This is a genomic window from Micromonospora sp. NPDC005305 (assembly GCF_040607315.1).
Classification (GTDB): domain Bacteria; phylum Actinomycetota; class Actinomycetes; order Mycobacteriales; family Micromonosporaceae; genus Micromonospora.
The window spans coordinates 33,832-60,033 of record NZ_JBEXGL010000013.1; the positions used below are offsets into that span (position 1 = coordinate 33,832).

The following is a 26,202-nucleotide window of genomic DNA, read 5'->3' on the forward strand; positions in this document are numbered from 1 at the left end:
GGCCGTCACTTCACCCCGGCGGCGTCCATCCCGCGGAGTTCCTTCTTCAGGTCGGCGACCTCGTCGCGGATCCGGGCGGCCAGCTCGAACTGCAGCTCCCGCGCGGCGGCGAGCATCTGGTCGTTGAGCTCCTGGATGAGGTTGGCCAGGTCGGCCCGGGCCATGCCCTCCCGGGACGGGGTCGCCGCGCCGCCGCGACTGCGGCTGCGGGTCTCCTTGACCGGCGCCTTGCCCCGCGACAGCTGCCGGACGGCCCCGCCGACCCGGCTGTTCTCGGTGTCCTCGGCCTCGCGGTAGATGTCGTCGAGGATGTCGTGGATCTTCTTCCGCAGCGGCTCGGGGCTGATCCCGTTGGCCTCGTTGTGGGCGATCTGCTTGGCCCGGCGCCGGTTCGTCTCCTCGATCGCCTGGGCCATCGACGGGGTGATCTTGTCGGCGTACATGTGGACCTGGCCCGAGACGTTACGGGCCGCGCGGCCGATGGTCTGGATGAGCGACCGGCCGCTGCGCAGGAAGCCCTCCTTGTCGGCGTCGAGGATCGCCACCAGGGAGACCTCGGGCAGGTCGAGGCCCTCGCGGAGCAGGTTGATGCCCACCAGCACGTCGTAGTCGCCCTTGCGCAGCTCGCGCAGCAGCTCGACCCGGCGCAGCGTGTCGACCTCGGAGTGCAGGTAGCGCACCCGGATGCCGTTCTCCAGCAGGTAGTCGGAGAGGTCCTCGGCCATCTTCTTGGTCAACGTGGTGACCAGGACCCGCTCGTCGCGCTCGGTCCGCAGCTTGATCTCGTGCATCAGGTCGTCGATCTGGCCCTTGGTGGGCTTCACGACGACCTCGGGGTCGATCAGGCCGGTGGGGCGGATCACCTGCTCGACGAACTCGCCCTGGGCCTGCTCCAGCTCCCACGGGCCCGGGGTCGCGGAGAGGAAGACCATCTGGCCGACCCGCTCCAGGAACTCGTCGAAGCGCAGCGGCCGGTTGTCGGCCGCGCTGGGCAGCCGGAAGCCGTGGTCGATCAGCATCCGCTTGCGGGAGGCGTCGCCCTCGTACATGCCGCCGATCTGCGGGATGGTCACGTGCGACTCGTCGACCACGGTCAGGAAGTCGTCGGGGAAGTAGTCGAGCAGGCAGTGCGGGGGGCTGCCCGGCAACCGCCCGTCCATGTGCATCGAGTAGTTCTCGATGCCGGAGCAGAACCCGACCTGGCGCATCATCTCGATGTCGTAGGTGGTGCGCATCCGCAGCCGCTGCGCCTCCAGCAGCTTGCCCTGCCGCTCCAGCTCGGCCAGCCGCTCGGCCAGCTCGGCCTCGATGTCGCGGATCGCCCGCTCCATCCGCTCCGGGCCCGCCGCGTAGTGGGTCGCCGGGAAGATGACAAGCCCGTCGACCTCCTTGACGACGTCACCGGTGAGCGGGTTGAGGTAGTAGAGCTTCTCGACCTCGTCGCCGAACAGCTCGATCCGGACGGCCAGCTCCTCGTAGGCCGGGATGATCTCCAGCGTGTCGCCGCGGACCCGGAAGGTGCCGCGCTGGAAGGCCATGTCGTTGCGCGTGTACTGGATGTCGACCAGCCGGCGCAGCAGCTGGTCGCGGTCGAGCTCCTGCCCGACGGCCACCCGCACGGCCCGGTCGAGGTATTCCTCCGGGGTGCCCAGGCCGTAGATCGCCGACACCGTCGCCACCACGATCACGTCGCGGCGGGTGAGCAGCGACATGGTCGCCGAGTGCCGCAGCCGCTCGACCTCCTCGTTGATCGAGGAGTCCTTCTCGATGTAGGTGTCGGTCTGCGGGATGTAGGCCTCGGGCTGGTAGTAGTCGTAGTAGGAGACGAAGTATTCGACCGCGTTCTGCGGCAGCAGCTCGCTGAACTCCTTGGCGAGCTGCGCGGCGAGGGTCTTGTTGGGCGCGAGCACCAGGGTGGGCCGCTGCAGCCGCTCGACCAGCCACGCCGTGGTGGCGCTCTTGCCGGTGCCGGTCGCACCGAGCAGCACCGTGTTGCGGTCGCCGCGTCGCACCCGACGCTCAAGGTCGTCGATGGCTGCCGGCTGGTCGCCGGCCGGCTGGAACTCGCTGACGACCTGGAAGCGGCCGTCGAGCCGGGGAATGTCGAGCGCCATGACCTCAACGGTACGCCGGACGTCCGACACTTCCGGGCCGAGCGCGCACCGTCCCTGATCGGCTTCGATATTCCCATTGTGTGGCTCATCTCACCGGACTACCCTCGTACCGTAGGCCGCTCGCGGCGGCCGACCGGGCAAGGTGGCCGCCCCTCCGGGGCCCGGCCGCCCCCGGCACCGGGGGTCGCAGCACCCGAGAAACCGGCGTGCGCACCCGAGGTGGTCGCGCTCGACGCGCTGACCGGCCGCCGCGAGCGCCCCTGCTCGTCACCGAAACCCGGCAGCGGCGTTGTGCACTCGTGGAGACCTCTCCCGGACGCCGGCCGCGACGCGCTCGCACCCGCGACACCGGCCCCCTCCCCACCGATGACACCGGCCCCGCCCCGCCCTCCGACGCTGCCGCACCCGGGCCGGCAGGCGACGCCGTGCCCGCTTCCCCCGCCGACGCGGCGCCCACCGGGCGGGACCCTGCGGATCGTGGCGACCCACCGGCCGGCACCAGCGGCAGGTCGACCGGCTCGCGGCGGCGTGGAGCAACGCCCGCCGGCCAGAGCATCCTCGACGCCCCCACCCTGCCCGGTGCGACGGCCGTCCCCCGCGAACCCGGCCGCGGTCACCGCCGTGCCGGCGCCGCGACCGGCCGACCCGCGAGCGCCGCCGGCCGCCGCCCGCGCGCCGACCCCGCCGCGGCGGAACGGCCGGCCGACCCGTTCGAGCCGACCGGCGTCCCCGAGCTGGACGGGACCGGCGACCCACCCGACCGACCCAACCGCCGCCGGGCCGCCCTGATCGCGCTCGCGGCCGCCGCCACGGCCTCGGCGGCCGCCCTGGTCGCCGGGCTGCTGAGCTGGTCGCCCGAGCCGGCCGGGCCCACCGGGACGGCCCGCCCGCTCACCGCGGCCGAGGCCGACCGGCTGGCCGCCCTGCGGGTCACCAACCAGCGGGACGTCCGCGCCGGGGTCCGGGTCATCGTGGGTGAGGGCGGTGGCCGTACCGAGCTGGTCGGCTGGGTCGACTGGGCCCGGCCCCTGGTCTACCTGGACGTCAGCGGCCCCGGGGCGGGCGCCGAACGGGGCCTGGTGCAGGCGACCGCGTCGACGCTGCTCGTGCGGCCCGATCTCACCGCGACGCCCGCCCCGGCGCCGCCCCCGCTGGTGCCCCCGGGCGACCGGTGGCGGCTGCGGGAGCTGCCGGCCGGGCGGGGCCTGCCGGCGGTGCGGGACCTGCTGCTCGGGCTCGGCGCCGCCCGGGTCGACGCGGCCGAACCTGAGGCCCGCTGGCTGCGCGGGGAGACCGTCCACGGGGTACCGGTGGACGTCTTCCAGGCCCCGCTCACCGCCCTCCGGCCGGCCGGCGGCCCGAGCACCCCGCGGGACCGGCAGCCCCGCCTCTGGGTCGACCGGGACGCCCGGCTGCACCGGCTGGCCGGGCGGCTGCCGGACGGGACCGCGGTGACCGTCGAGCTGGCCCGCACCGACCGTCCCACGCTGCGCCCGGTGGACGCGCTCGGCGGGCGTCCCGGGCTGCCCCGGGCAGTCACCGACGCCGAGGCCGACCGGCTGGCCCGGCTGCCCGCCCGGCTGCGAGCGGCCGGTGGAGCCGACCTGACCCTGTCCGCCCCCTCCGCCGACCTGCGCGGCACCGGGTGGGTGAGCTGGGCGGGCTCCGCCGCGTACCTCTCGGTGGAGGGCGACGACCCGGGACGCCGGACGCTGCTGCGGGCGCGGCCGGGAGACGTGGCCCGGCTCGTGCTGCCGGCGGACGGTCCGGCGGCCCCGCCGCTGCCCGCGCCGGCCGGCCTGGTCCGGGTGGCCGGGCGACCGCCCCGCGACGACGTGGAACGGCTGCTGGACACCGCGCTGCGAGGTGGCGGCACGGCCGCCGCGGCGGTCCGGATCCGCGACGACCGGGTGGCGGACCGGACGGTGGACGTCATCGAGGTACGCGACGGCCTGCGCTGGTGGCTCGACCGGGGCGGGCTGCCGCGCCGGCTGGAGCTGCGGACCGGGCAGGGCGTCTGGATCCGGCTGGACCTCGCGCCCGGGCGGGTGCCGGCGCTGCCCGGCGCCGAGCGGACGGTCAGCCGGCCGGCGAAACGCCCCTGAGCCGGCTCAGGGCCGCCAGCCGGTCCGCGCGGCCCACTCCTCGGCCCGCAGGTGCTCCTCGTCGAACCAGGGGTCCTTCAGCGTGCCGTAGGTGGCGCTGTCCGGCGCCGAGGCGGCCAGCTCCTGCTTGACCTGCAGGTACGCCGACCGCTGCTCCGGGTCGGCGCGCAGGTGGTCGCGCATCAGCAACGCGTACCGCCAGCCGGGCGAGTCGGCCACCCGCAGGTGCAGGTGCACCGGGCGGCCCGGGTCGGCGCTGCCGTGCAACCGCTTCGCCCCGCGGCGGCTGCCGGGCGGACGGGGGTTGTCCCACCACTCGCCGGGCAGCCGGGGGAAGCCGGCGTCGGCGAGCCGGTCGGCGAGCGGACCGTCCGCCTCCGCGAGCGACGGCACGGTGAGCTGGATGTCGATGACGTCCTTGGCGGCCAGCCCGGGCACGGCCGTGGAGCCGATGTGGTCGATCCGCAGGTCGGCGCCGGCGGCGTGCCGGATGCGGGCGGCCAGCCGGGCGTACTGCTGGGGCCAGGTCGGGTCGGGTTCGGTGAGCACCACCTGCTCGGGCCGCACGGCGAGGCGCTCCCGCACGTTGCGCTCGTAGGGCAGCAGTCGCCTGTGCCAGAGGGCGTCCACGGCGGCGTGCAGGTCGGCAAGCGTGCCGTCGTTGCCGAGCAGCACGTCGGCCACCGCCGCGCGGCGCGCGTCGTCGGCCTGCGCGGCGATCCGCCGCTCGGCCTCGGCGCGGTCCACGCCGCGGCCGCGGGCCAGCCGTTCCAGCCGGGTGGTCACGGCCGCCTGCACCACGAGCACCAGGTGGTACGTGGGCGCGAGCCCCACCTCGACCAGCAGCGGCACGTCGTTGACCACGACGGCGTCGGGGGGCGCCGCGGCGACCAGCGCGGCGGTGCGGGCGCGGACCCGGGGGTGGGTGATCGCCTCCAGCCGGCGGCGGGCGGCCTCGTCGCCGAAGACCACGGCGCCCAGGGCGGCCCGGTCCAGCGCCCCGTCGGCGTCGAGGACCGTGTCGGAGAAGGTCGCCACGATCTCGGCGAGGCCCTCGCTGCCCGGGGCGACCACCTCGCGGGCGATCCGGTCCGCGTCGACGACCACCGCGCCGAGCGCGGCCAGCCGGCTGGACACCGCGCTCTTGCCGGACCCGATCCCGCCGGTCAACCCCACCCTCAGCACCGGGACAGTCAACCCGATCGCCGTTTCCGGTGCCAACCTGCCCCGGACATGGCGAGGGCCCCGCCCCCGGCGACCCGGTGGAACCGGATCGCGGGGACGGGGCCCGTCAGCGACTGCGCCAGGCTCGGACGTGCCGAGCCGTGGTCGTCACCGGGTCACTTGCCGCCGGCGAGCTTCTCCCGCAGCGCGGCGAGCGCCTCGTCGGTGGCAAGCGTGCCGGCCGGCTCCTCGGCCTGACGGCTCGGGGCCGAGGTCGAGGTGGTGGTGCCGGTGACGGCCGGGGCCGGGTTGGCAGCGGCCTCGGCGTCGGCGGCCCGGGAGGTCTGCACCTGCTTGGTGTGGGCCTCCCAGCGCTGGCGCGCCTCGGCGTACTGCTGCTCCCAGGTCTCGCGCTGCTTGTCGTAGCCCTCGAGCCACTCGCCCGTCTCCGGGTCGAAGCCCTCCGGGTAGATGTAGTTGCCCTGGTCGTCGTAGGTCGCGGCCATGCCGTAGAGGGTCGGGTCGAAGTGCTCCTCGCCCTCGACGAAGCCCTCGTTGGCCTGCTTGAGCGACAGCGAGATCCGGCGGCGCTCCAGGTCGATGTCGATGACCTTGACCATGACCTCGGAGCCGACCTGCACGACCTGCTCCGGGATCTCCACGTGGCGCTCGGCCAGCTCGGAGATGTGGACCAGGCCCTCGATGCCGTCGTCCACCCGGACGAAGGCGCCGAACGGCACGAGCTTGGTGACCTTACCCGGCACGATCTGCTGGATCGCGTGGGTGCGGGCGAACTGACGCCACGGGTCCTCCTGGGTCGCCTTCAGCGACAGCGAGACCCGCTCGCGGTCCAGGTCGACGTCCAGGACCTCGACCTCGACCTCCTGGCCCACCTCGACGACCTCGGACGGGTGGTCGATGTGCTTCCAGGAGAGCTCGGAGACGTGCACCAGGCCGTCCACGCCGCCCAGGTCGACGAACGCGCCGAAGTTGACGATCGAGGACACGACGCCCTTGCGGACCTGGCCCTTCTGCAGCTTGTTGAGGAACTCGGTGCGCACCTCGGACTGCGTCTGCTCGAGCCAGGCCCGGCGGGACAGGACCACGTTGTTGCGGTTCTTGTCCAGCTCGATGATCTTGGCTTCGAGTTCGCGGCCGACGTACGGCTGCAGGTCACGGACCCGCCGCATCTCGACGAGCGAGGCGGGCAGGAAGCCGCGCAGGCCGATGTCGAGGATGAGACCACCCTTGACGACCTCGATGACCGAGCCGCGGACGACGCCGTCCTCGTCCTTGATCTTCTCGATCGTGCCCCAGGCCCGCTCGTACTGCGCCCGCTTCTTGGAGAGGATCAGACGCCCCTCCTTGTCCTCCTTCTGGAGAACAAGGGCCTCGATGTGGTCACCGACCGAGACGACCTCGGCGGGGTCCACGTCGTGCTTGATCGACAACTCCCGAGAGGGGATGACGCCCTCGGTCTTGTAGCCGATGTCGAGCAGGACCTCGTCCCGATCGACCTTGACGACGGTGCCTTCGACAATGTCGCCGTCGTTGAAGTACTTGATGGTCTCGTCGATCGCGGCGAGGAAAGCTTCCTCGGAACCGAGATCGTCGTGCGTGACCTTGTTGGCGCTCGAGGGGGCCTCGATGCTGCTCGTCATGTGGGCGGTTGCTCCGGTCGGATGGGTTGTCACAGCAGGCGTGGCGTCGCGGTGACCTGTCCGCGCCAGCGGATCCGTCGCCGGGCACACCGAACGATCGCCATGAGAAGATCATTAGTGGCTCCGGTGACCGCGCACCTGCTCCCTGCCGAGGCACACGATCCGCGAGCGCATCGTCTAGCCTACCCGCTGCATTACCACAGCGTGCAAGCCCTCCCAGGTCTCCTCGGGCTCGCCAGCTGCGAAAGCGGAGATTTCGCGCGGTAAGGTGCCACAGCTGTCTCGTCCGTCACATCTGTCCCACCCGCCACAGCGCCGTCGGGGAGCGGCCCGCCCGCCGCAGCCGGCGCCCCGGGGCCTAGCGTGGGCGGGTGGACGACGACAGGGTGACCCGGCGCCGGGTGGGCGCCGGCGAGGTGCGCCGCGCCAACCGGGGCTGGTGGGACGCCGACGCCGACGCCTACCAGGCCGAGCACGGCGCGTTCCTCGGCGAGGTGGACTTCGTCTGGTGCCCGGAGGGGCTGCGCGAGGCCGACGCCCGGCTGCTCGGCGAGGTGACCGGCCGCCGGATCCTGGAACTCGGCTGCGGCGCGGCCGCCGCCGCCCGCTGGCTCGCCACGCAGGGCGCCCGGCCGGTCGCCCTGGACCTGTCCGCGGGCATGTTGCGGCACGCCGCCGAGGCCGCCGCCCGCACCGGGGTACGCGTGCCGCTCGTGCAGGCCGACGCCCTCGCCCTGCCGTTCGCCGACGCCGCCTTCGACACGGTGTGCACGGCGTTCGGCGCGATCCCGTTCGTGGACGACTCGGCGGCGGCGATGCGCGAGGTGGCCCGGGTGCTGCGCCCGGGCGGCCGGTGGGTCTTCTCGGTCACCCACCCGATGCGCTGGATCTTCCTGGACGACCCGGGCGGGGGCGGGCTGACCGCCGTGCACTCCTACTTCGACCGCTCCCCCTACGTCGAGCAGGACGAGCACGGCGTGGCCACGTACGTCGAGCAGCACCGCACGCTCGGCGACCGGATCCGGGAACTGGTCGGCGCCGGCTTCCGCCTGCTGGACCTCGTGGAACCGGAGTGGCCGGCGGGACACGAGGGGATCTGGGGGCAGTGGAGCCCGCTGCGCGGCCGGCTATTCCCCGGCACCGCCATCTTCGTGGCGGAGAAGCCGGCCGCCGGCTGAGGGCGTCGTTTCCGCTCACCCGGCCCGGGTACGCCGAGTGCATGGCCGAGAAGGAGTTCCGCAGCGGTGACCACGTCTCCTGGGCCAGCCACAGCGGCCGGGCGTACGGCGTGGTCAAGGAGAAGCTCGTCGACCGCACGCACGTACGCGGGCACGCGGTGAACGCGTCGCCGGAGGAGCCGCAGTACCGGATCCGCAACGACGACTCGGGCCGGGACGTCGCCCACCGACCGGAGGTGCTGCGCCATGAGCCGAGGTGACGACCCGCAGCAGACGTACCGGGAGTTCACCGACGCGGTGAACATGAAGCCGGGCGAACTCCAGACGTGGCTGGAGACCGACGAGTCCAAGCACGTCGGCTGGCGCAAGGGCACCCGGGGCGGCGAATCGGTGGGCCACGAGTCCGGCCGGCGGATCATCGACCTGCTGCGCCGCAAGCGCGACCAGCTCACCGCAGCCGACTACAAGCACATGCGCAAGGTCGTCGGGTACGTCCGGCGGCACATGGCCCAGCGACCCAGCGGCGACGTGCGCCGGACGCGGTGGCGGTACTCCCTCATGAACTGGGGCCACGACCCGGTCAAGGGCCCGCTCCCGCCGCCCGGCGGCCCGTCCCGCAAGGCCCTCGAACGGCACGGCACCCCGCCGAAGGAGCGCCGGGGGCCGGGACGCTGAGGTCGCGCGCTTGACCCTGTCACTGACGGCAGGGTCGGACGATCGGCGGCATGAACGAGGAACAGCAGCGGGTCGTGGTGGTCACCGGCGCGGGCACCGGCATCGGCCGGGCCACGGCCCGAGCCTTCGGCGCCGCGGGCGCCCGCGTCCTCGCCGTGGGCCGGCGGCCCGGGCCACTGGCGGAGACCGCCGCCGACGATCCCCGGATCACCCCGGTCACCGCCGATGTGACCGACGCCGACGCGCCGACCCGGGTGGTCGGTGCCGCCCTCGACCGGTACGGCCGGCTGGACGTGCTGGTGAACAACGCCGGAATCGCCGGCGGGGGCCCGCTCGCCGGGCTGGACGAGCGGGCGGCCCGCCGCCAGCTCGACACGAACCTGGTGGCGCCGATCCGGCTGGCGCACGCCGCGGTCGAGCCGCTGGCCGCGACCCGCGGCATGATCGTCAACGTCACCACCACCGTCGGCCAGCGCGCCTGGCCGGGCAGCTCGGTGTACGCGGCGGGCAAGGCCGCCCTCGACTCGCTGACCCGCAGCTGGGCGGTGGAGCTGGCCCCGCGCGGCGTCCGGGTCGTGGCGGTGGCCCCGGGCGCCATCGACACACCCATCGGCGAACACCAGGGCCTCTCCCCGGACCAGCGCGCCGCGGTACGCCGCTGGCAGCTCGACCACACGCCCCTCGGGCGGCTCGGCCGGCCCGAGGACGTAGCGTGGGCGATCCTGCGGCTCTGCGACCCGGCGGCGGCGTTCGTCACCGGCGTGGTGCTGCCGGTGGACGGCGGGGCGCTGGTCGCGTGACGGGCCGGGCAGGCTCCGGTGACCGGCCGCGCCGGATCGGCGAGGTGGGGATGACCCGGCCGGGGTGAAGCCGCCACCCCGGCGCAGCGGAGTTGACCATGGGACGGAGGGCTCGGGTGCGGATCGGCGAGCTGGCGGCGGTGACCGGCTGCACCCCGCGCGCCCTGCGGCACTACGAGGAGCAGGGCCTGATCACCTCGGCGCGGGCGGCGAACGGCTACCGGGAGTACGACGCTGTGGCGGTCACCCGGGTCCGCAACATCCGGCACCTGCTCGGCGCCGGGCTGACCCTGGACGACGTCCGGGTCTTCCTGCCCTGCCTCGACGGGGACGTGGCCGCCGCGCCGCCCTCCCCCGCCGGGCTGCGGGTGGGGCGTGAGCGGCTGGCCGTGCTGGACGCCCGGATCGCCGCCCAGCTCGCGGTCCGGGACCGGCTCGCGGCCGCCCTGCGCGACGCGGCCGCGGCCCTCGCCGACGACGCCGACCCACCGCCGGCGTCGGGCCCCGCCCCACGCCCGCCACGGGTCTCGTCGACAACCGGTCCGGCGCTTTAACAATCTTGGACAGTCACCGTTCGCTCCGAACGGCAACTGTCCGAGATCCTGACTGTCGGCGCGTCGGTGTCAGTGGTCGGCGCTGTTCCAGTCGCGGCCCTCGCCCACGGAGACCTCCAGCGGCACGGAGAGCGGGTGCGCCTCCCCCATCTCCTTGCGCACCAGCGCCTCCAGGATCTCCCGCTCGCCCGGGGCGACCTCGAAGACCAGCTCGTCGTGCACCTGGAGCAGCATCCGGGAGCGCAGCCCGGCGTCGCGCAGCGCGGTGTCGACGTGCAGCATGGCGACCTTGATGATGTCGGCCGCGGAGCCCTGGATGGGGGCGTTCAGCGCCATCCGCTCGGCCATCTCCCGGCGCTGCCGGTTGTCGCTGACCAGGTCGGGCAGGTAGCGGCGGCGGCCCAGGATGGTGGAGGTGTAGCCGTCCTGCCGGGCCCGCGCCACCACCTCCTGGAGGTAGTCGCGCACCCCGCCGAAGCCGGCGAAGTAGTTCTCCATCAGCCCGCGCGCCTCCTCGGCGGTGATCCCGAGCTGCTGGGACAGGCCGAACGCGCTCAGCCCGTACGCCAGGCCGTAGTTCATGGCCTTGATCTTGCGGCGCTGGTCGGCGGTGACCTGGTCGACCTCGACGGTGAAGACCGAGGAGGCGGTGGCGGCGTGGAAGTCGTGCCCGGAGTTGAACGCCTCGATCAGCGCGTCGTCGGAGGACAGGTGCGCCATGATCCGCATCTCGATCTGGCTGTAGTCGGCGGTGAGCAGGCACTCGTAGCCCTCGCCGACCACGAAGGCGCGCCGGATCCGCCGCCCCTCCTCCGTGCGGATCGGGATGTTCTGCAGGTTGGGCTCGGTCGAGGAGAGCCGGCCCGTGGCGGCCACCGTCTGGTTGAAGGTGGTGTGGATCCGGCCGTCGTCGGAGACCGACTTGAGCAGCCCGTCGACGGTCATCTTGAGCTTGGCGACGTCGCGGTGGCGCAGCAGGTGCTCGAGCACCGGGTGCGGGTTCTGCGCGTAGAGCCACTGGAGGGCGTCGGCGTCGGTGGTGTAACCGGTCTTGATCTTCTTGGTCTTGGGCAGGCCCAGCTCGCCGAAGAGGATCTCCTGAAGCTGCTTGGGCGAGCCCAGGTTGAACTCCCGCCCGACCGCCGCGTAGGCGCCCTGGGCGGCGGCCTTCACCTCGGCGGCGAAGTGCGCCTCCAGCTCGGAGAGGTAGTGGGTGTCGGCCGCGATGCCGGTGCGCTCCATGGTGGCCAGCACCCGCATGAGCGGCAGCTCGACGCCGGCCATCAGCCGGGCGGACTGCTCGCCGTCGCGGGACAGCTCGGCGTCGATCGCGTCGGCCAGGTCGAGGGTCGCCCGGGCCTGGAGCATCAGGTTCTGCTCGGCGGCCCCGTCGTCGCCGAGCCCGTCGAGGGTGAGCTGGCCGCTCTCCGGCACGTCGACCCGCAGCTCCCGGTGCAGGTAGCGCAGCGCCAGGTCGGTGAGGTCGTAGGAGCGCTGGTCGGGGCGGGCCAGGTAGGCGGCGATCTGGGTGTCGCGGGAGATGCCCTGCAGGTCCCAGCCGTGCGCGGCGAAGGCCAGCACGGCCGGCTTGCTGTCGTGCAGCACCTTGGGGCGGGCCTCGTCGGCGAGCCAGCCGGCCAGCGCGGCCTCGTCGTCGGCCGCCAGCTGGGCCGGGTCGAACCAGGCGCCCGCGCCGCCGGCGGTGGCCAGGGCCATGCCGGTCACCGCGGCGGTGTGCCGCCGGTTGGGGCCGGTGTCGAGCTTGACCGCCACGCCGACGGGGCTGCCGGCCGGGGCGTGCGTGGCCAGCCAGCCGGCCAGCGCGCCGGGCTCGGTGAGCACCTGCCCGGCCAGGTCGAAGCCGGCCTCGGCCTCCGGCTCGACGGCCTCCAGGTACTGGTAGAGCCGGTCGCGCAGGATGCGGAACTGGAGGGTGTCGAAGACCTGGTGCACGGCCTCCCGGTCCCAGCCCTGCCAGCGGGCGTCCTCCGGGCGCACCGGCAGCTCCAGGTCGGTGACCAGGCAGTTGATCTCGTAGTTGCGGATCACGTCGGCGAGCCGCTCGCGCAGGCTGTCGCCGGCCTTGCCCTTGATCTCGTCGGCGCGGGCCACCACGCCCTCGACCCCGTCGTAGAGGTTGATCCACTTGGCGGCGGTCTTCGGGCCCACGCCGGGGACGCCGGGCAGGTTGTCGCTGGTCTCGCCGACCAGGGCGGCCAGGTCGCGGTAGCGCCCCGGGCCCACGCCGTACTTCGCCTCGACCGCGGCCGGGTCCATCCGGGCCAGGTCGGAGACGCCCTTGCGCGGGTAGAGCACGGTGACCTGGTCGCCGACGAGCTGGAACGCGTCCCGGTCGCCCGTGGTGATCAGCACGTCCATGCCCTGGTCGCGGGCCTGGCAGGCGAGGGTGGCGATGACGTCGTCGGCCTCGTAGCCCTCCTTCTCCACCACCGGGATGCGCAGCGCCGCGAGGACCTCCTTGACGAGGCTGACCTGGCCCTTGAAGTCGGTCGGGGTCTCGCTGCGGCCGGCCTTGTACTCCGCGTACTTCTCCGTGCGGAAGGAACGGCGGGAGACGTCGAAGGCGACCACGATGTGGCTGGGCTGCTCGTCGCGGAGCACGTTGATCAGCATCGAGGTGAAGCCGTAGACGGCGTTGGTCGGCTGCCCTGTGGTGGTGGAGAAGTTCTCCACCGGCAGGGCGAAGAACGCCCGGTATGCCAGGGAGTGTCCGTCGACGAGGAGCAGGCGCGGCGTCGTAGCTGTCACGGCAGCGACTCTAGTCCGTACCGCCGACAACCCGACGGACGGCGGGACCGCGAAAGCGGCGGCGGCCGGCCGCCCCGGAACAGGGGACGACCGGCCGCCGACGTCGTGCGACCTCAGGCGACGCCGAGGTACGCCTCCTTGACCGCCGGGTCGTGCAGCAGGTCCCGGCCGGTGCCCTCCTTGACGATCCGGCCGGTCTCCAGCACGTAGCCCCGGTGGGCCCGGGAGAGCGCCTGCTGGGCGTTCTGCTCCACCAGCAGGATGGTGGTGCCCTGCTCGTTGATCCGGGTGATGATCTCGAAGATCTGCTGGATCAGCATCGGCGCGAGCCCCATCGAGGGCTCGTCGAGCAGCAGCAGCTTCGGACGGGCCATCAGGGCCCGGCCCACCGCCAGCATCTGCTGCTCGCCGCCGGAGAGCGTGCCACCGGCCTGCTTGCGCCGCTCGTGCAGCCGGGGGAAGAGGTCCATGACCATCTTCATGTCCTCGGCGATGCCCGACCGGTCCCGGCGGGTGTACGCGCCCATCTCCAGGTTCTCGACGACCGTCATCCCGGGGAACACGCCCCGGCCCTCGGGCGCCTGCCCGATGCCCCGGACTACCCGCAGGTCGGCCCGCATCCGGGTGACGTCGGTGCCGTCGAAGACGACCGAGCCGGAGGCCACCGGGCGCAGCCCGGAGATCGCCCGCATGGTGGTGGTCTTGCCGGCGCCGTTCGCGCCGATCAGGGCCACCACCTCACCCTCGTCGACGTGCAGGCTGATCCCGTGCAGCGCCTGGATCCGCCCGTACAGCAGGGTCAGGTCGTTGATCTCAAGCAGCATCGGTCGGCACCCCCAGGTACGCGGCGATCACCTTCGGGTCGTCCCGGACCTCGGCCGGCAGGCCCTCGGCGATCTTCTTGCCGAACTCCAGCACCACGATCCGGTCGGTCACGCCCATGACGAGTCGCATGTCGTGCTCGATCAGCAGCACCGTCGTGCCATTGTCGCGGATCTTCCGGATCAGGCCGAGCAGTTCCTCCTTCTCCGCCGGGGTGAAGCCGGCGGCCGGCTCGTCCAGGCAGAGCAGTTTCGGCTCGGTGGCCAGGGCCCGGGCGATCTCCAGCCGGCGCTGTTCGCCGTACGAGAGGTTGCGGGCCAGGTCCCCGGCGCGGCGCTCGATGCCGACGAAGCGCAGCAGCTCGAGCGCCCGCTCGCGGCCCTGCCGCTCCTCCCGCCAGTGCCGCGGCAGCCGCAGCATCGCGGCGATCACGCTGGTCTTGTGGTGGGCGTCCGCGCCCACCATCACGTTCTCCAGCGCGGTCATCTCCGGGAAGAGCCGGATGTTCTGGAACGTCCGGGCGATGCCCGCCTTGGTGATCCAGCTCCGGCGCCTGCCGTTGACCCGCTGCCCGGCGAACCGGATCTCGCCCTCGGTGGGCCGGTAGACGCCGGTCATCGCGTTGAAGCAGGTCGTCTTGCCGGCGCCGTTCGGGCCGATCAGGCCGAGGATCTCCCCCTTGTACAGGGTGAAGGCGACGTCGTTGAGGGCGACCACACCGCCGAAGCGGAGGGTGACGTGGTCGACCTCCAGCAGCGGCTCCCGCCCGGCCGGGGCGGTGTCGCCCGGCGTGGGCTCGACCGGGGTGTCCGAGCCCTTCTCCGGCGGGGTGCCGACCGTGCTGCGACCGTCGTCGGCGATGTCCCGCTCGCTGGTCTCGTCGCGCTCGCTGTGCATCTGCGGCTCACTCATTGGGCACCGTCTCCTGGGGAACCGCTTCCTTGCGCCGGTCGGCGAACTCCGCCGCCCGCCGCCGGTTGGGCACCAGACCCTGCGGCCGGAAGATCATCATGACGATGACCACCAGGCCGAAGACCAGGATCCGGTACTCGGCGGCGTCGAACTCCACCCCGAGGAGGTCGCCGATGCCGCGCAGCCACTCCGGCAGGTACCAGGTGACCGCGCCGCCGACGATGGCGCCCTTGATGTTGCCGGCGCCACCGAGGATCACCGCGGCCAGCACCAGGATGGAGCTCTCCAGCACGAACTGGTCGGAGTTGATGAACGTCTGCTTGCCGGCGAAGACCGCGCCGGTCAGGCCGGCCACGGCCGCGCCGATGGCGAACGCCCACAGCTTGTATTTGAACGTGGGGACGCCCATGATCTCGGCGGCGTCCTCGTCCTCGCGGATGGCCACCCAGGCCCGGCCGACCCGGCTGTTGGCCAGGTTCCGGACCAGCAGCAGCACGATGAGGATCAGCGTCAGCATCAGCCAGTAGTACGGCCGGGCGTCCACCACCCCGAACAGCGGCTTGCCGTCTGTGCCGGAGCCCGGCGGGTGCGGGATCCCCGGGATGCCGCGCTGGCCCTGGAGGATGCCCTCGTTGCGGGCCGCGTACAGGCGGATCATCTCGGCGAAGCCGAGGGTCACGATGGCCAGGTAGTCACCGCGCAGGCGCAGCGTCGGGCCACCGAGGATCACGCCGGAGACCATCGTCACCATCACCGCCAGCGGCACCGCCGCCAGCCACGGCCAGTTCGTGCCGAACCGGCTCTCCGGCGAGGTGAGCAGCGCGACCGTGTACGCGCCGAGCGCGTAGAAGCCGAAGTAGCCCAGGTCGAGCAGGCCGGCGAAACCGACCACCACGTTGAGCCCGACGGCCAGCAGGACGAACACCGCGGTGTCGAAGAGCACGCCGGCGAAGTCCGAGCGGGTCGTGTAGAGGGCGAAGTAGTCGCTGCCGATGGGGAAGCCGAGGTACTCGTAGAACCACTTGTTGGGCAGGATGTAGAGCAGGACGACCAGCGCGGCGATCGCCGCCCAGCGCACCTGCTTGGGCATGGCCGCCCAGCGGCTCTTGAAGCCCACGGTCCGCTTGTTGTCCACGGTGGCGGTCATGCGCGCGCCCTCCCGAGAGATTCGCCGAGCAGACCGGTCGGCCGGAACATCAGCAGCACGATCAGCAGCACGAAGCCGGTGAAGTCCTTCCAGTCGCCGCCGAAGAGGCCGGCGGCGTAGTTCTCCGCCACGCCGAGCAGCAGGCCGCCGAGCAGCGCGCCGCGCAGGTTGCCGATGCCGCCGAGCACCGCGGCCGCGAAGGCCTTGAGCCCGATCAGGAAGCCGACGTTGAACTTGGTGTAGCTGAACCGGACGTCCCAGAGCAGGGCGCCCACGCCGGCCATCAGGCCGCCGAGCACGAACACCAGCAGGATGACCCGGTTCTTGTTGACACCCATGAGCGCGGCGGTGTCCGCGTCCTGGGCGACCGCGCGGATGCCGCGGCCCAGGCGGCTGCGGTTCACGAACTGGTCCAGCGCGATCATCATGACCAGCGTGACGCCGAGGATGAGCAGCTGCTTGTTCGTCACCTCGGCGCCGAAGAGGGTGAAGACCGTCTTCGACGGGATCAGTTCCGCCATGCCGAACGGGGCCCGGCGCGTGCCGATGCCGAACGACTCGGCGAGCACGAACGACGCGCCGATCGCGGTGATGAGGAAGGCCAGCGGCGGCGCGTTGCGGCGGCGCAGCGGCCGGTAGGCGACCAGCTCGACCGTGACGGCCGTGACCGCCGAGGCGGCCATCGCGACCACGAGACCGGCGACCAACGCCAGGATCAGCGGACCGATCGACGGGGCGGCCGCGTTCTGGTCGTACCCGAGGGCCTGCCAGGTCCACATGGCGGTGAAGGTACCGACCATGAAGACCTCGGAGTGAGCAAAGTTGATCAGGCGCAGAACGCCGTACACCAGGGTGTAGCCGAGGGCGATGAGCGCGTAGATCGCGCCCTGCTCCAGGCCGGTGATGGTCAGCGCCGGGAAGTTCCCGAACAGCTCATCGAAGTTCAAGTGGGGGCTCCAACTGTGCGGCCAAGCGGTGCGGCCGGGAGAAAGTCACTCCCGGCCGCACGCCTGGTGTCCCGGGCCGGGACCGGACGAACCGGTCAGGCCTTGGGGATCTCGATGTCGGGGACGACCTTGCCCGCGTTCACCTTGAACGCCCAGACCTTCACCTGAGCCGGGTCCAACTCGCCGGTGGACTCGAACTTGTAGGTGACGCCGGTCGCGCCGCCGGTGCCGTTGTAGGAGTTGATGAAGCTCAGCAGGTCGGCCCGGGTGCCCTTGCCGGCCTTGATGCCCTCCAGCATGATCTTGGTGATGTCGAACGACACGTCGGCGTAGGTGCCCGGCTCGGCGTTGTCGAAGGCCGCCTTGTAGTCGGTCACGAAGGTGCCCTTGGCCGCGGTGGCCGGGGCGCACGGGCAGGTCAGGATCGTGCCCTCGGCGACCTGCTCGCCGGCGACCTTGATGAAGTTGGCGTCGTTGACACCGTCACCGGCGACCATCGTGCCCTTCCAGCCCGCGCCCTTGAGCTGCTTGAGCAGCAGGCCGGCCTCGGTGTAGTAGCCACCGAAGAAGAGGACGTTCGAGCCGCTGCTCTGGATCTTGGTGACGACGGCGGAGAAGTTGGTCTGCTTGACCTGGATCTTGTCCTCGCCCGCGACCGCGCCGATGACCTTCTTCACCTCGTCCACCAGGCCGGCGCCGTACGCCGACTGGTCGTCCACGACGTAGACCTTGTCGGCCTTCAGGACGTTCTTGATGTACCGGCCGGCGGCCGGGCCCTGCGAGGTGTCGTTACCGACGCCCCGGTGGAAGATCTTCCAGTTCTTGGTGCTCAGGCTCGGGCGGGTCGCCGACGGGGTGATGGCCGGCAGGCCGGCCTCGTCGAAGATCGGGTTGCCCACCTCGGACTCACCCGAGAAGGCCGGGCCGATGATGCCGACGACCTTGGTGTCGCCGACCGCCTTCTGCGCCAGGGCCGGCGCCTTGGCCGGGTCGCCCTGCGAGTCGTACTCCTCGATCTGGACCTTGCAGTCCGCGTTGTCCTTGTTGTACTGGTCGATGGCCAGCTTCGTGCCGTTGCGCATGTGGATACCGAGACCCGCGGCGTCACCGGTCAGCGGGCCGAAGAAGCCGATCTTCAGGTCGCAGGCGGCCTTGCTGCCCCCCGCGTCGCTACCACTGTCAGCCTTGCAGGCCGCGCCACTGAAAACGAGCGCACCGATGGCCACGCCACCCAGCACCCGTGCGAGCTTCTGCCTCACGGCTCGTACCCTCCTCCGTCCGATGGTCCGGAAACCACCCGCCGCGAATTGGACCTTGCAGGGGTGGCCGGACCGACCGCGATCCCGGTCTGGGCCGGGACGTTATCCCACCAGCGGGTCGTGAAGGTAGACCTGAGGAGCCGGGTTGACCTAACCGTTACGTTGAGTGGCCGGATTCACAGATGTGCTGTAACACACGGGTCCGCGGGATGGGAAAATCGGACATCCGACACTGACCGGAAATCCGCTGGTGAGAGGCTCACGCGGGGCGCCACGAACCCCGCGCCGACCACACCTCCGGCCGCCCGCCGTCGTCCACCACCAGCAACGCCACGTCACCCGCCGCGGTCACCGCCACCGACCGGTCCCTGCCCGTCGGCAGCGCCACCGGCAGGCCCACCGGCGACCACCGCGCGCCGTCCGCGGAGAACCACCCCGCACCCCCCGCCGACCCGGCCACCACCGCCCACACACCGTCGCCGCGCGCCGCCAGCCCCCACACCCGGCCCGGCGAGTCCGTGCCCGCGCCGCCCAGCCCCCCGCCCGGCCGCCACCCGTCGCCCTCCCCCAGCCAGGCGCCCAGGCCGCCGCCGCGCCGGCCCACCGCCACGATCCGGTCCCCCGACCGGACCACCCGCTGCAGGTCCTCCTCCGCGCCCGGCAGCACCGCACGCCGCCAGGCCGACCCGTCCGCCGAGGTCCACACCACCGCCGACGATCCGGTACGCCCCGACGACAGCACCGAGCCCACCATGAGCCAACCCGACGCCGTCGCCGTGCCGTCCGCCACCCAGGGCCGGCCGCTCGCATCCGTCGCCAACCCCGGCACCGCGCTCACCAACCGGAAGTCCACCCCGTCCGGCGACACCCACGCCGCCGCGCCGGTCGCCCGGTTGCCGGAGATCAGCCAGCCGTGCGGGCCCCCCGCGATCCGGCCCGCGTTCACCGCGTCCGCGCCCCCGAACACCTCGAACTCGGCCGGCACCTCGACCAGCGAGCCGTCCGCCACCTGCCGCCAGGTGCTGATCCGCGGATTGCCGTGCACCCCGCCGCTCTTGCCGCCCACCGCCGCCAGCCGGCCGTCCCGGCAACCCGCCGCCGTCAGCACGTTCGCCTCGCCGTACGGGCTCCGGGGCACCGGACGCAGCGCCGTCCACGTCGCCGCGTCGGCGCTCGACCAGGCCGCCGGGTGCGTGGCCCCGGCCGCGTCCACCACCGCGCCCACCACGAACCAGCGGCCCGCACAGGCCGCCGCGTCGCGCAGCGCCAGCCGCCCGGAGAGGCCGGACGGGACCGGGAGGGTGACCGGCTGCCAGGCCGGGCGCAACGGCTCGGGCCCGGGCGCGGGCTCGGCCCGACCCGACGAACGGCAGGCAGCGAGCAGCACCACGAGCAGGCCGAGCACCGCCAGCGGACGCCGCATGGCGGCGATCGTATCGACCGGCCACGACGCGGGGAACCCGCCGAACCCGCCCCCTGCGGTCAGCGGGGCGCGCGGGGTCGTCGGGCGGATATCAGGAGGCGGGCTGCGCCACCTCGCCGCCGGCGGTCTCGGCGAGGATCCGCTCGGCGACCTCCTTCATGGTCATCCGGTGGTCCATGGCGGTGCGCTGGATCCACTTGAACGCCTGCGGCTCGGTCATCCCGTAGGTCGTCATGAGCGCGCCCTTGGCCCGCTCGACGGTCTTGCGGATCTCCAGCCGGTCGGTGAGGCCGGCGACCTCCGCCTCCAGCGCCGCGATCTCCGAGTAGCGCGACAGCGCGATCTCCACGGCCGGCACGAGGTCGCTCTTCTGGAACGGCTTGACCAGGTAGGCCATCGCGCCCGCCGCGCGCGCCCGCTCCACCAGGTCCCGCTGGCTGAACGCCGTCAGGATGATCACCGGGGCGATCCGCGCGCCGGCGATCCGCTCGGCGGCGGCCAGCCCGTCCATGATCGGCATCTTGATGTCGAGGATGACCAGGTCCGGCTTCAGCTCCTCGGCGAGCTTCACGGCGGTCTCGCCGTCACCGGCCTCGCCGACCACCTCGTAGCCCTCTTCCACCAGCATCTCGGCCAGGTCCAGCCGGATGAGCGCCTCGTCCTCGGCGATCAGAACGCGCTTGCGCTCGGCATCCGCCTGCATCTCGGCCACGAGCCACTCCCACCAGTCTGAGCCCGGCACCCGCCGTGCCGGGTGCCACCGCCCTTAGCGTAGTGGGTATCCTTGCACCGCCGAACTGCGCAATGCCCCTGTAGTCCAATGGCAGAGACAATGGCTTCAAACTCCATACAGTGTGGGTTCGAATCCCACCGGGGGCACCAAAATTGTCGTACGGGCGTTCGAAGATAGGCTCGTGCATCCACCCGAGATTCGCGCCCGAGCACGGCAGGTCTTCCTGTCCGGGGCCACCGTCGCCGAAGCGGCTCGCAGTGTCGGCCTCAGTTACCGCACGGTGTGGCACTGGTGCAGGGACCGCCCCACGCCTGCTGTTCAGGGCACCGCGCTGCGATGTTTCCGCTGTCGCACGGATGTCCAGGTTCCGACAGATCCCGCCGCTTACGCCTACCTGCTCGGCCTCTACCTGGGCGACGGGCACCTGGTGACCACCGCGCGGGTACCGGTGCTTCGGATCTCCTGCACCAGCAGTTGGCCGGGCCTGATCAGCGCTTGCGACGATGCCATGCGGGCCGTGCTGGCAGAGAAGGTGCAGCGCGTCCGGCAGCAGGGCTGCGTCAATGTCCAGAGCTACGGCAAGCACTGGCCCTGCCTGCTGCCGCAGCACGGGCCGGGCAAGAAGCACGAGCGCCCGATCGTCCTAGCGGAGTGGCAGCGGACCATTGTCGAGCGGCACCCGGGCGACTTCCTGCGCGGCCTGTTCCACTCCGACGGCTGCCGGTTCGCCAACCGGGTCGTGGTGCGCGGCAAGCAGTACGTCTATCCCCGCTACATGTTCACCAACGAGTCGGGCGACATCATGGGCCTCTGCCAGTGGGCCCTCGACCTGCTCGGCATCGCCTGGCGGATGAACCGCCGCAACTCGCTGTCGGTGGCGCGGCGCGACGCCGTGGCGGCGTTGGACCGCCACGTCGGCCCGAAGTCCTGACCTCGTCAGATCACGGACAGCGCCTGCGCCAGGTCGGCGCGCAGGTCCTCGGGGTCCTCCAGCCCGACCGAGAGGCGCAGCAGCCCGCCGCACGGCTTGGCGTCGTCCTCGACCGGCCGGTGGGTGAGCGAGGCCGGGTGCTGGATGAGGGTGTCCACACCGCCGAGCGACACGGCGTGGGTGATGAGCCGGCAGGCCCCGGCGACGGCGGCCGCGGCGGGGGCGCCGCCGCGTACCTCGAAGGCGAGCAGGCTGCCGGGGCCGGCCATCTGGCGGCCGACCAGGCCGGCCGGGTCCCCGACGCTGGGGTAATGCACCCGGGCGACGGCGGGGTGGTCGGAGAGCCAGGCGGCGAGCTTCTCGGCGCCGGCCTGCTGGGCGCGGACCCGCAGCGGCAGGGTCTGCAGGCCGCGGTGCAGGAGGTAGGCGCCGAGCGGGTGCAGGACGGCGCCGGTGACGGCGCGGACCTGGCGCAGCCGGGTGGCCCATTCGGGCGCGCAGGCGACGACCCCGGCGAGGACGTCGCCGTGACCGCCGATGCTCTTGGTGGCGCTGTGCAGCACGAGGGCGGCGCCGTGCCGGGCGGGTTGCTGGAGCACCGGGGTGGCGACGGTGTTGTCGACGAGCAGCGGGACGTCCCCGGCGGCGGTGGCGAGGGCGGCGATGTCGACCAGGTCGAGGGTGGGGTTGGCCGGGGTCTCGACGACGACCAGGGCGGTGTCGGGGCGGATCGCGGCGGTGACCTCGTGGGGCCGCGCCCAGGTGACCTCGGTGCCGAGCAGCCCGGTGGCGAGCACGTGGTCGGTGCCGCCGTAGAGGGGGCGGACGGCGACGACGTGCCGTTTCCCGTCCCGGGTGCCGGCGAGCAGGGTGGCGGTGAGGGCGGCCATGCCGCTGGCGAAGGCGACGGCCTCGGCGGTGCCTTCGAGCTGGGCGAGGGCGGTCTCGAAGCGGGCGACGGTGGGGTTCCAGAGCCGCTGGTAGACGGCGCTGCCGCCGGCGGGGAGGGTGCCGCCGGTGGCCAGGGTCTCGTAGGCGTCGCCGCCGCCGGTCACGGAGGGCAGCGGGTTGGTGGTGGAGAAGTCGATGGGCGGCACGTGGACGCCGAGACCGGCGAGGTCCTCGCGCCCGGCGTGCACGGCTGCGGTGTCCACGGCTGTCATGGCGGAAGCGTCGAACATGAGGCCGTGATCAGGCAAGAGGAGCGAAGGAGATTCTGTCCGCAGCCCTTCCGAGGGAGGGAAGTTCGGGGAAGGATGGTCACATGGCTGTCGCACCGAATGATGTACGGCCCTTCGGGGCGCTGGACGACACCGACCGCGCGATCCTGGCCGAGCTGGCGGCGGACGGGCGGTTGCCGAACAACGCGCTCGCCGAGCGGGTGGGGGTGGCCCCGTCGACGTGCCTGACGCGGACGCGGGCGTTGCGCGAGTGCGGGGCGATCCGGGGGTTCCACGCGGAGGTGGATCCGGCGGCGGTGGGGCTGCCGCTGCAGGCGCTGGTGTCGGTGCGCCTGGCGGCACACGAGCGGGCGGCGGTGGACGCGTTCCGGGCCCGGTCGGTGCGGCTGCCGGGGGTGGTGTCGGTGTTCCACGTGGCGGGCGCGGAGGACTACGTGCTGCACGTGCGGGCGGCGTCTGGGGACGCGCTGCGGGACTTCGTGCTGGACCATCTGGCGGTGGATCCGACGGTGCAGCACACCCAGACGAGCCTGATCTTCGAGCAGGCGCGGGGCATGGGTTAGCTCCAAGGGAACAATTCCGGCGCACGGCGTGTTGGTGTGGCGTGTGATCGACGTACCCATGTCTGTTCTTGATCTTGCTCCCGTGGCCGCCAGCGGAAGCGCCGGTGAGGCGCTGCGGCACACCACCGAGCTGGCCCGCCGCACCGAGGAGCTGGGCTACCGCCGGTTCTGGGTGGCCGAGCACCACAACATGCCGGCGATCGCCAGCTCCGCGCCGGCGGTACTCCTGGCGCACCTGGGGGCGCACACCTCGACGATCCGGCTGGGCTCCGGCGGGGTGATGCTGCCCAACCACGCGCCGCTGGTGGTGGCCGAGCAGTTCGGCACCCTGGAAGCCCTGCACCCGGGGCGGATCGACCTGGGCATCGGCCGCGCGCCGGGCACCGACCAGGTGACCGCGCTGGCGCTGCGCCGGACCATGGAGGGGCTGTCGGCCGAGCACTTCCCGCGCGAGCTGGCCGACCTCATGAACTACTTCAGCGGCGCGGAGCCGGGCCCGATCACCGCGACCCCGGGGCGCGGGCAGTCGCCGGAGGTGTGGCTGCTCGGGTCGAGCGGGTTCAGCGCCCAGCTCGCCGGGCTGCTCGGGTTGCCGTTCTCCTTCGCCCACCACTTCAGCGCGCAGAACACCATCCCCGCGCTCCAGCTCTACCGGCAGAGCTTCCGGCCGTCGCAGTGGCTGGAGCAGCCGTACGCGATGGTGGCGGTCAACGCGGTCTGCGCGGAGACCGACGAGCGGGCGGAGTGGCTGGCCGGTCCGGCCGGGTTGTCGTTCCTGAAGCTGCGGTCGGGGCGGCCGGAGCCGCTGGTCAGCCCGGAGGAGGCGGCCGCCTACCCGTACTCGGAGTTCGAGCGGGAGTTCGTGGTGCAGCGCCGGGAGGGCCAGGCGACCGGTTCGCCGGAGACGGTGGCCCGGCAGCTCGGCGCGCTGCTGGAGCGCACCGGCGCCGACGAGCTGATGTTGACCACGATGGTCTACGACGTGGCCGACCGGGTGCGCTCGTTCGAGCTGATCGCCGAGAAGGTGGCCGGTGGCCTGCGCCGGAAGGGCTGAAACACGCTCTTCATAGCCACGTCACCCCACCGTCGCGCAGGCCGCCTACCTTTGGTGTCGGTGGTGGTACGGCATTCCCGGTCGGGACGGGTCGGGAGTGCTGCGGTGTGGTGCACCGGGTCGCCGGCGGAGCGGATTCCGCGGCCGGCGGCCCGGTGCCTTCGCGTTCAGCGCAGGTAGATGTTCGGCGCGGGCGGGGGTGCTCATGCCGTCGCCGAGGTGGAAGCCCGGGTGCGGCGGCTGGTTGTAGGCGGTGTTCTGCCAGGCCACGGCCACCCGCTACTGCGGGTCGTGCATCAGGGTCGGCAGGCGCAGTCCGGTGGTGACGGGCGTGCTGTAGATCCGCAGCGCGGTGCTGTCGGCGGTCCGCCAGGCCACCTCCTCCCACCAGTCGCCGAGGATGTCGCCGGAGAGCGCCGGGGTGGACTTGGTGCCGTTGTTCGACGCGACGCCGCCGCCGGTGAGCAGCCGGGTGTCGCCGCCGGCGCCGTACTTGTCGATCCGGGTGCCGTCGAGGAGTTCGCGCACCGGGTCGCCGTCCCACCAGGCGAGGAAGTTCGCCGAGGACGGCTTGCGGGCGATGTTCTGCCCCTTCGTGTTGAGCAGCCCGTCGACGGCCGAGGACCAGGACTCGGCGCCGGGGCTGCCGGCCCAGACGTCGTCGGAGACGCCACGGCCGTTGTCGCCGTTCGGCGCGGTCTGCCAGAGCAAGTGGCCGGTGCGCGCGTCGGCCAGCCAGGAACTGGCCCGGCTGGCGTCCTCGTCGACCGCTTTCCCGCCGCACAACCACTGCCGTCGCCGCCTACGTCGACTCCGGTCGGACACGGCGACGAGGCCGCGCTGGTCGATCCGCGCGCCGGTCACTCCGGCACGACAGCCGGCGACGTGCCGACCGCGTGGCCTGGTCCGGCGCGGGGTGCGCTTCGCCGGTGCGGGCCGCGGCAGGGCATGATCCACTCCGGCTCGCCGAGCTGGCGGTATCCGCGGCTCGGGGATGCCACCACCTCGCCGAGCTGGAGTCGATCAAACGGCCGCTCCGGGGAGGGCCAGTTCGACCGGCTTGTCGGCGGGTCACCGCCGGCGGGGCAGCGTCGGTTGCGTAGCTCGTGGAGGGGTCAGCCCTCAACGGCGGCGGCGAGCGGGCGGGGCTCCTCCGACGCGGTGGCGGCGGCCTCGGTGGCGGCGACCGGCCGCACGGCCGGGTCGGGGGCCGGGCCGCTGGCCTGCGCGGCGGTGACCCGGGCCCGGCGGGTGCGGCGCAGCGCCCGCGTGGCCAGCACCAGGGCGACCAGCCAGCCGGCGCCGAGCACCGTGTAGGCCAGGGCCGGGACGGGGCCGCCCAGCTCGCCGGCCCGCAGCAGGGTACGGGTGTTGGTCAGCACGATCACCCCGCCGATGACGGCGCCGAGCAACTGGGCGGGGACGATGCGGACCAGCCAGGCGGCGATCGGCGCGGCGATCAGGCCGCCGATCAGCAGGGCGGCCACGGTGGGCAGCAGGAAGCCCTCGGAGCCGAGGCCGATGAGGAAGCCGATGCTGGCCGCGCCGGCCACCAGGAACTCGGAGGTGTCGACGGAGCCGATCACCTTGCGGGGTTCCATCCGGCCGGAGACCAGCAGCGCCGGGGTGGCCACCGGGCCCCAGCCGCCCCCGCCGGTGGCGTCGACGAAGCCGGCGACCAGGCCCAGCGGGGCCAGGAAGCGGCTGCGCAGCCGGCCGGCGGCGCGGTTGGCGCGCAGCGGCCGGGAGAAGCGGACCAGCAGGTAGGCGCCGAGGGTGAACAGGATGGCGGCCATCCAGGGGGCGGCGGACTCGGTGGAGATGGAGCTGAGGAACGTGGCGCCGGCGAACGCGCCGACCGCGCCGGGCAGCGCGATCCGGCCGACCACCCGCCAGTCGACGTTGCCGAACCGCCAGTGCGAGACGCCGGCGGCGAGGGTGGTGCCGATCTCGGCCAGGTGCACCGAGGCGGACGCGGCGGCCGGGGCCACCCCGGCGAAGAGCAGCAGGGTCGACGACGTCAGCCCGTACGCCATGCCGAGCGCGCCGTCGACCAGTTGCGCGGCGAGCCCGACGAGGGCGAGGACCAGCAGCTTGCGCACGAGCGCCCCCTGACTTTTCGGTATCTCCTATCGACTTGGTCGACAATGCGGCACGGGGGCGCTCGGGTCAAGTCCTCCATCCGGTTGGTGGGAACGCGCCGGACGGCG

22 protein-coding genes, 1 tRNA gene and 1 pseudogene are annotated in these 26,202 nt (G+C 72.9%); 10 read left to right on the forward strand and 14 right to left on the reverse strand.

Annotated features, from left to right (window positions below):
* Positions 1-5: 5 nt before the first annotated feature.
* Positions 6-2,114, reverse strand: coding sequence for an excinuclease ABC subunit UvrB (gene uvrB, locus ABZS80_RS21780; RefSeq protein WP_355058435.1), 2,109 nt, complete (start codon positions 2,112-2,114; stop codon positions 6-8).
* A 425-nt stretch (positions 2,115-2,539) separates the two neighbouring features.
* Here uvrB and ABZS80_RS21785 point away from each other — a divergent pair, with 425 nt between their 5' ends.
* Positions 2,540-4,219, forward strand: a complete 1,680-nt coding sequence (locus tag ABZS80_RS21785; protein WP_355058437.1) for a hypothetical protein — start codon at positions 2,540-2,542, stop codon at positions 4,217-4,219.
* Positions 4,220-4,225: 6 nt separating this feature from the next.
* Here the strand turns inward: ABZS80_RS21785 and coaE are convergent, their stop codons facing one another.
* Both coaE and rpsA read right to left on the reverse strand, forming a co-directional pair.
* Entirely contained in the window at positions 4,226-5,404 is a 1,179-nt protein-coding gene (gene coaE, locus ABZS80_RS21790) for a dephospho-CoA kinase (protein ID WP_355058439.1), read from the reverse strand.
* A 155-nt stretch (positions 5,405-5,559) separates the two neighbouring features.
* Entirely contained in the window at positions 5,560-7,044 is a 1,485-nt protein-coding gene (rpsA, locus tag ABZS80_RS21795; RefSeq protein WP_151464714.1) for a 30S ribosomal protein S1, read from the reverse strand.
* 371 nt (positions 7,045-7,415) lie between these two features.
* Here rpsA and ABZS80_RS21800 point away from each other — a divergent pair, with 371 nt between their 5' ends.
* The 5 genes from ABZS80_RS21800 to ABZS80_RS21820 all read left to right on the forward strand — a co-directional run bounded on the left by ABZS80_RS21800 (position 7,416) and on the right by ABZS80_RS21820 (position 10,251).
* A complete protein-coding gene (locus tag ABZS80_RS21800) occupies positions 7,416-8,222 on the forward strand; it encodes a class I SAM-dependent methyltransferase (RefSeq protein ID WP_355058442.1) in 807 nt (268 codons plus the stop codon).
* 41 nt (positions 8,223-8,263) lie between these two features.
* Entirely contained in the window at positions 8,264-8,482 is a 219-nt protein-coding gene (locus ABZS80_RS21805; protein WP_151464712.1) for a DUF2945 domain-containing protein, read from the forward strand.
* Positions 8,469-8,897 carry a DUF3140 domain-containing protein gene (locus ABZS80_RS21810; RefSeq protein WP_355058444.1) on the forward strand — a complete coding sequence of 143 codons (429 nt, stop codon included), beginning with the start codon at positions 8,469-8,471 and terminating at the stop codon, positions 8,895-8,897. Before ABZS80_RS21805 ends, ABZS80_RS21810 begins: the two co-directional genes overlap by 14 nt.
* 50 nt (positions 8,898-8,947) lie before the next feature.
* A complete protein-coding gene (locus ABZS80_RS21815; RefSeq protein WP_355058446.1) occupies positions 8,948-9,697 on the forward strand; it encodes an SDR family oxidoreductase in 750 nt (249 codons plus the stop codon).
* Between the two features lie 98 nt (positions 9,698-9,795).
* A complete protein-coding gene (locus ABZS80_RS21820; protein ID WP_355058448.1) occupies positions 9,796-10,251 on the forward strand; it encodes a MerR family transcriptional regulator in 456 nt (151 codons plus the stop codon).
* A 69-nt stretch (positions 10,252-10,320) separates the two neighbouring features.
* On the opposite strand, the gene polA is transcribed toward ABZS80_RS21820, so the two are convergent.
* The 8 genes from polA to ABZS80_RS21860 all read right to left on the reverse strand — a co-directional run bounded on the left by polA (position 10,321) and on the right by ABZS80_RS21860 (position 20,242).
* Positions 10,321-13,020: a DNA polymerase I gene (gene polA, locus ABZS80_RS21825; protein WP_355058449.1), complete on the reverse strand. Its 2,700-nt coding sequence runs from the start codon at positions 13,018-13,020 to the stop codon at positions 10,321-10,323.
* Positions 13,021-13,133: 113 nt separating this feature from the next.
* Complete coding sequence (locus ABZS80_RS21830; RefSeq protein WP_355058451.1) at positions 13,134-13,844, reverse strand: ABC transporter ATP-binding protein; 711 nt, start codon at positions 13,842-13,844, stop codon at positions 13,134-13,136.
* Positions 13,834-14,754, reverse strand: a complete 921-nt coding sequence (locus ABZS80_RS21835; protein WP_192579965.1) for an ABC transporter ATP-binding protein — start codon at positions 14,752-14,754, stop codon at positions 13,834-13,836. Before ABZS80_RS21835 ends, ABZS80_RS21830 begins: the two co-directional genes overlap by 11 nt.
* The gene (locus ABZS80_RS21840) at positions 14,747-15,901 is read right to left on the reverse strand and encodes a branched-chain amino acid ABC transporter permease (RefSeq protein ID WP_355058453.1); all 1,155 of its coding nucleotides are present in this window, start codon (positions 15,899-15,901) and stop codon (positions 14,747-14,749) included. Before ABZS80_RS21840 ends, ABZS80_RS21835 begins: the two co-directional genes overlap by 8 nt.
* The gene (locus tag ABZS80_RS21845) at positions 15,898-16,848 is read right to left on the reverse strand and encodes a branched-chain amino acid ABC transporter permease (protein WP_355058455.1); all 951 of its coding nucleotides are present in this window, start codon (positions 16,846-16,848) and stop codon (positions 15,898-15,900) included. The genes ABZS80_RS21840 and ABZS80_RS21845 overlap by 4 nt, the downstream gene beginning before the upstream one ends.
* 95 nt (positions 16,849-16,943) lie before the next feature.
* Positions 16,944-18,107, reverse strand: coding sequence for a branched-chain amino acid ABC transporter substrate-binding protein (locus ABZS80_RS21850; RefSeq protein ID WP_355058457.1), 1,164 nt, complete (start codon positions 18,105-18,107; stop codon positions 16,944-16,946).
* Positions 18,108-18,366: 259 nt separating this feature from the next.
* A complete protein-coding gene (locus ABZS80_RS21855) occupies positions 18,367-19,530 on the reverse strand; it encodes a hypothetical protein (RefSeq protein WP_355058459.1) in 1,164 nt (387 codons plus the stop codon).
* A gap of 91 nt (positions 19,531-19,621) precedes the next feature.
* Entirely contained in the window at positions 19,622-20,242 is a 621-nt protein-coding gene (locus ABZS80_RS21860) for a response regulator (protein WP_151465483.1), read from the reverse strand.
* A gap of 94 nt (positions 20,243-20,336) precedes the next feature.
* Here ABZS80_RS21860 and ABZS80_RS21865 point away from each other — a divergent pair.
* A tRNA-Leu gene (locus ABZS80_RS21865) sits at positions 20,337-20,412 on the forward strand.
* Positions 20,413-20,780: 368 nt separating this feature from the next.
* Positions 20,781-21,194: a hypothetical protein gene (locus ABZS80_RS21870; RefSeq protein ID WP_355058461.1), complete on the forward strand. Its 414-nt coding sequence runs from the start codon at positions 20,781-20,783 to the stop codon at positions 21,192-21,194.
* Between the two features lie 5 nt (positions 21,195-21,199).
* Here ABZS80_RS21870 and ABZS80_RS21875 read toward each other — a convergent pair whose 3' ends face one another.
* The gene (locus ABZS80_RS21875) at positions 21,200-22,375 is read right to left on the reverse strand and encodes a PLP-dependent aspartate aminotransferase family protein (protein ID WP_355058463.1); all 1,176 of its coding nucleotides are present in this window, start codon (positions 22,373-22,375) and stop codon (positions 21,200-21,202) included.
* Between the two features lie 83 nt (positions 22,376-22,458).
* Here ABZS80_RS21875 and ABZS80_RS21880 point away from each other — a divergent pair, with 83 nt between their 5' ends.
* Entirely contained in the window at positions 22,459-22,938 is a 480-nt protein-coding gene (locus ABZS80_RS21880; RefSeq protein ID WP_355058465.1) for an Lrp/AsnC family transcriptional regulator, read from the forward strand.
* Between the two features lie 31 nt (positions 22,939-22,969).
* Positions 22,970-23,992 carry an LLM class flavin-dependent oxidoreductase gene (locus tag ABZS80_RS21885; RefSeq protein ID WP_355058595.1) on the forward strand — a complete coding sequence of 341 codons (1,023 nt, stop codon included), beginning with the start codon at positions 22,970-22,972 and terminating at the stop codon, positions 23,990-23,992.
* Positions 23,993-24,037: 45 nt separating this feature from the next.
* Here the strand turns inward: ABZS80_RS21885 and ABZS80_RS21890 are convergent.
* Positions 24,038-24,949 (reverse strand): annotated as a pseudogene (locus ABZS80_RS21890) (hypothetical protein).
* Between the two features lie 158 nt (positions 24,950-25,107).
* Positions 25,108-26,094 (reverse strand): sulfite exporter TauE/SafE family protein, encoded by a 987-nt coding sequence (locus tag ABZS80_RS21895; protein ID WP_355058467.1) that lies wholly within the window; start codon positions 26,092-26,094, stop codon positions 25,108-25,110.
* Between the last annotated feature and the right edge of the window lie 108 nt (positions 26,095-26,202).

Coding starts and splice junctions, on each gene's coding strand:
- ABZS80_RS21835 (WP_192579965.1), bottom strand. CDS start 14,754: ATGAGTGAGCCGCAGATGCACAGCGAGCGCGACGAGACCAGCGAGCGG.
- ABZS80_RS21840 (WP_355058453.1), bottom strand. CDS start 15,901: ATGACCGCCACCGTGGACAACAAGCGGACCGTGGGCTTCAAGAGCCGC.
- ABZS80_RS21875 (WP_355058463.1), bottom strand. CDS start 22,375: ATGTTCGACGCTTCCGCCATGACAGCCGTGGACACCGCAGCCGTGCAC.
- ABZS80_RS21815 (WP_355058446.1), top strand. CDS start 8,948: ATGAACGAGGAACAGCAGCGGGTCGTGGTGGTCACCGGCGCGGGCACC.
- ABZS80_RS21805 (WP_151464712.1), top strand. CDS start 8,264: ATGGCCGAGAAGGAGTTCCGCAGCGGTGACCACGTCTCCTGGGCCAGC.
- ABZS80_RS21820 (WP_355058448.1), top strand. CDS start 9,796: ATGGGACGGAGGGCTCGGGTGCGGATCGGCGAGCTGGCGGCGGTGACC.
- uvrB (WP_355058435.1), bottom strand. CDS start 2,114: ATGGCGCTCGACATTCCCCGGCTCGACGGCCGCTTCCAGGTCGTCAGC.
- ABZS80_RS21830 (WP_355058451.1), bottom strand. CDS start 13,844: ATGCTGCTTGAGATCAACGACCTGACCCTGCTGTACGGGCGGATCCAG.
- ABZS80_RS21810 (WP_355058444.1), top strand. CDS start 8,469: ATGAGCCGAGGTGACGACCCGCAGCAGACGTACCGGGAGTTCACCGAC.
- ABZS80_RS21880 (WP_355058465.1), top strand. CDS start 22,459: ATGGCTGTCGCACCGAATGATGTACGGCCCTTCGGGGCGCTGGACGAC.
- ABZS80_RS21855 (WP_355058459.1), bottom strand. CDS start 19,530: ATGCGGCGTCCGCTGGCGGTGCTCGGCCTGCTCGTGGTGCTGCTCGCT.
- rpsA (WP_151464714.1), bottom strand. CDS start 7,044: ATGACGAGCAGCATCGAGGCCCCCTCGAGCGCCAACAAGGTCACGCAC.